Origin of the sequence: Nocardia neocaledoniensis, assembly GCF_029868625.1 — a bacterium.
In the GTDB taxonomy this organism is placed as follows: Bacteria; Actinomycetota; Actinomycetes; order Mycobacteriales; family Mycobacteriaceae; genus Nocardia; species Nocardia neocaledoniensis_A.
The window spans coordinates 1-3,277 of the sequence record NZ_JARWOJ010000093.1; the positions used below are offsets into that span (position 1 = coordinate 1).

Sequence of the window (3,277 nt, forward strand, 5' to 3'; positions counted from 1 at the left end):
CACCGGGCCCGACGACCTGCGCGAGGTGTTCGAGACCAACGTCTTCGGCCCGATCCGGGTGACCAACGCGTTCCTGCCGCTGCTCCGGTTGTCGGAGCAGCCGCGGGTCGTGATGGGGTGCAGCGGCGTGGGGGGGGTCGCGGCCCAACCCGCGACCAAATGGGGCCGGCCGCGGCCCCCCCCCCCCCGCGGCCGGGCTCGATGTCCGCTTCGTCGCGCTGGACGTGACCTCCGACGACTCCGTCGCCGCCGCCGCGGCCAGCGTGCGCGCCGAGACGGGCCGCCTCGACGTCCTGATCAACAACGCGGGTATCGGGGGCCCGCGCACGGCGCCGAGCGGCACCGGGCCCGACGACCTGCGCGAGGTGTTCGAGACCAACGTCTTCGGCCCGATCCGGGTGACCAACGCGTTCCTGCCGCTGCTCCGGTTGTCGGAGCAGCCGCGGATCGTGATGGTCTCCAGCGGCGTCGGCTCGATCGCGACCATCACCGATCCGAAGTGGGCCGGCCTGCTGCCACCGGCCCTCGGCTATCCGAGCACCAAAGCGGCGCTGAACATGCTCACCGTCATGTACGCGAGCGAGCTCGACACCATGAAGGTCAATGCCGTCGATCCCGGCTACACCGCGACCGACCTCAACGGGCACAGTGGATTCCAGACCGTCACCGAGGGCACCGATGCGATCGTGGCGATGGCGACCGTCGACCGTGACGGGCCGAGCGGCGGCTTCTTCGACCGCGCGGGCGCCGCGCCGTGGTGAAGGCAGGCATCCTGCTCGCGGCGCTGCTCGCGAGCGTGGGCCTCGCCGTATCCCTGATGAGAATGGAGGACACAGTGGCAGAACAGAATCCGAACACGGTGCTTTCGATCGGCCTGCACCCCAGCGCCGTCGACTACTCCCGCTATCCAGGTCTCGACGAGGCGACCCTGACCGCCCGCATCGCCGCGGGCGAATCCGCCTTGCGGGAGGCCGGTTTCGATCTCGTCAGCTGCCAACTGCCGGCGGACCCCGACGCGGCGGAGGCGCGGTTGCGTGAGTGCCTGGCCGGCGGAGAATTCCGCGTCGCGATGATCGGCGCCGGCGTCCGGATGGCACCCGAACACACGTTGCTGTTCGAGCGCCTGGTCAATGTCACGGCCGAGCTCGCCCCGGGAATCCGGTTCTGCTTCAACACCTCTCCGGAGACGACGATCGATGCGTTGCGTCGCTGGGCGTCGCCGCGCTGAGCGCTCCGTTCGGGACTCGGGCCGCTACTTGTGTCCGCCGCCATGGCTGTGGCCGTCGCCGCACGTGTCGGTGCGCCGACCGTCGGTGGCCGCCTGCCCGGCACCGTGGCCTTCCAGCGCCGCGAACGGGCCGCATTCGTGCGGGGCGATCCACACGTGCACCATCGGATTACCCGCGCCGGGGTTGATCGAGTTCGGCGGGCAGTTGCCCTGCGCGTCGGTGACTCCCGCGACCTGGGGCCCGTTGTCACCCGCCTTCCAGCACAGATTGTCGTGGACGTGCCACTGCATCAGCGAACCGGCGTAGTCGGTGAGAGCGGGGTCGTCGATCGTCTTGCCCTTGGCGATGTACATGGCCGAGACCAGGGTGCGGCTCTGCCCGTCGACCCGATAGACCAGCGACTCCGGGCGGGCGGGGTCGAGGAAGCTGTCGTCGCGGATGTAGCCGGTGTTGATGTAGTGCTCGTAGCCGGTGGCGGCGTCACCGATCGAGCGGAAGCCGAGCGCGCCGATGGTGCCGACATCGGCGAAGGCCGGCAGTTTGTCGAGGGTGGTCCGGATCAGGGCGCTCGCGCGCTGTTCCTGCTCGGCGGTGACGCCGGGGACGCCGGAGACATCGATCGGCGCGACCGGGTCGAAGGGCCGCGGCCAGGCGTCGCCGGTATCGGCATGGTCGTCGCCCGCGGCATGCGAATGGCCGTCGCCGCCGGCCGCGTGCGCGTCGCCGCCATGGCTGTGCACGTGCCCGACACCGTTGAGCATCGCCGCCAGCGCGAGCACGCCGACCGCGCCGGCCGCGATCCCGGACCGCAGCGGCGGCAGCGTCGCACCGGGGCGCGACAGCGCGACGCTCGCGGCGAGCACGGCCAGCGCGCCCAGTGCGGCGCACGCGGTGTCGGCGACACCCGGTGATTCCGCGGTCAGCCCGGTGACCCAGGGGATATCGGCGAACCGGGTGAACGCCCACATCGCCACCGCGAACGCGTTCACCCCGATCAGCGCCGACACGACGACCTTGCGCTCGCTCAGCAGCACCGCCAGCCCGCTCGCGCACTGAATCGCGGCGAGCACGACCATCAGCCGTGCCAGTGTGGCGTGGTCGGTGTGCATACCGGCGGCCAGGAAGTGCACCGCGCCCGCCCCGACCGCCGAGATCCCGCCGAGCAGCAGGAATCCGTTGCGTCCGCTCACCTGTTGTCTCCCATCCGATGGTTCGCGGCGGACACTACTGGGCAAGCGTGAGCGCAGTGTGCCGCGCGACTAAGAGAACTCTGTGACCCAAGTCTCCACCCGCCGTTGCCGCATTGAGACCGTTATGGTGGTTAACGATCTCCGGGCGAGTCGCGAAATTCGGAGCATGAGTCTGAAAAGCACACAAGGACAACGGGTTTCGGTTCAGGTCGGGGTGGCCGCCGCTGCGGCCGTTGCCGCGCTCGTCGGGTTCAGCAGTCCAGCGGCGGCCTTGCCGTCCGACCAAGTCGTCCAGTTCAACCCGACCCTCGCCAGGACCCCGGGCAACGGCTGCGCGGCCATCATCAACGCCGAGACGGTGCCCCAACCCCAGGCGGGCCAGCTCGGAGTCCGGGTGAAGATCGTCCAGACCGGGCAGAACTGCGAGCCCTACCGCGTCTCGGTGCGGTGGAAGAACCTCGACACCGGCGTCTCGAACGGTCAGTCCCACAAGGTGATCGACGGCGTCGTCGAGCACGCTCCCGATGGCGTGATCACCGGCATGGGCATGGCCCCCGGCCCCGGCCGCGTCGAAGCGACCATCGTGGCGACCAGCGACACCTACCCCAACCACCATGACCTGGAACAACTCTCGGGCATGGCCTGGATCACCCTCAACGCGTAGGAAAGGTCGCCGGGGGGGTTACCCCCCCCCCCCCACCAAATTAAAAATAAAAAAAACAAACCACGCCGGGCTTCACCGGTGACAAGCAGCTCGGCAGGAAGCTGCTCGTCGAGCGTGGTCTGGTGCTTTCCGACCTGCAGGAGCGGTTGTTCGCGAACGGGCGCACCGGCGATCGGCGCAGCGTGCTGCTGGTG

The 3,277-nt window shown here is 69.6% G+C and carries 3 protein-coding genes and 2 pseudogenes; 4 read left to right on the top strand and 1 reads right to left on the bottom strand.

The window, feature by feature from the left end; all coding sequences use genetic code 11:
* Positions 1 to 203 precede the first annotated feature (203 nt).
* Positions 204 to 761: pseudogene (locus QH270_RS06425) on the top strand (SDR family NAD(P)-dependent oxidoreductase); the annotation flags it as partial.
* Positions 755 to 1,228 carry a hypothetical protein gene (locus tag QH270_RS06430; RefSeq protein WP_280339496.1) on the top strand — a complete coding sequence of 158 codons (474 nt, stop codon included), beginning with the start codon at positions 755 to 757 and terminating at the stop codon, positions 1,226 to 1,228. The pseudogene QH270_RS06425 and the gene QH270_RS06430, both read left to right, overlap by 7 nt.
* Positions 1,229 to 1,252: 24 nt before the next feature.
* Here QH270_RS06430 and QH270_RS06435 read toward each other — a convergent pair whose 3' ends face one another.
* Complete coding sequence (locus tag QH270_RS06435) at positions 1,253 to 2,419, bottom strand: hypothetical protein (protein ID WP_280339497.1); 1,167 nt, start codon at positions 2,417 to 2,419, stop codon at positions 1,253 to 1,255.
* 166 nt (positions 2,420 to 2,585) lie between these two features.
* Here QH270_RS06435 and QH270_RS06440 point away from each other — a divergent pair, with 166 nt between their 5' ends.
* Positions 2,586 to 3,083 (top strand): hypothetical protein, encoded by a 498-nt coding sequence (locus QH270_RS06440; protein WP_280339498.1) that lies wholly within the window; start codon positions 2,586 to 2,588, stop codon positions 3,081 to 3,083.
* A 62-nt stretch (positions 3,084 to 3,145) separates the two neighbouring features.
* Positions 3,146 to 3,277 (top strand): annotated as a pseudogene (locus QH270_RS06445) (polyphosphate kinase 2 family protein); the annotation flags it as partial.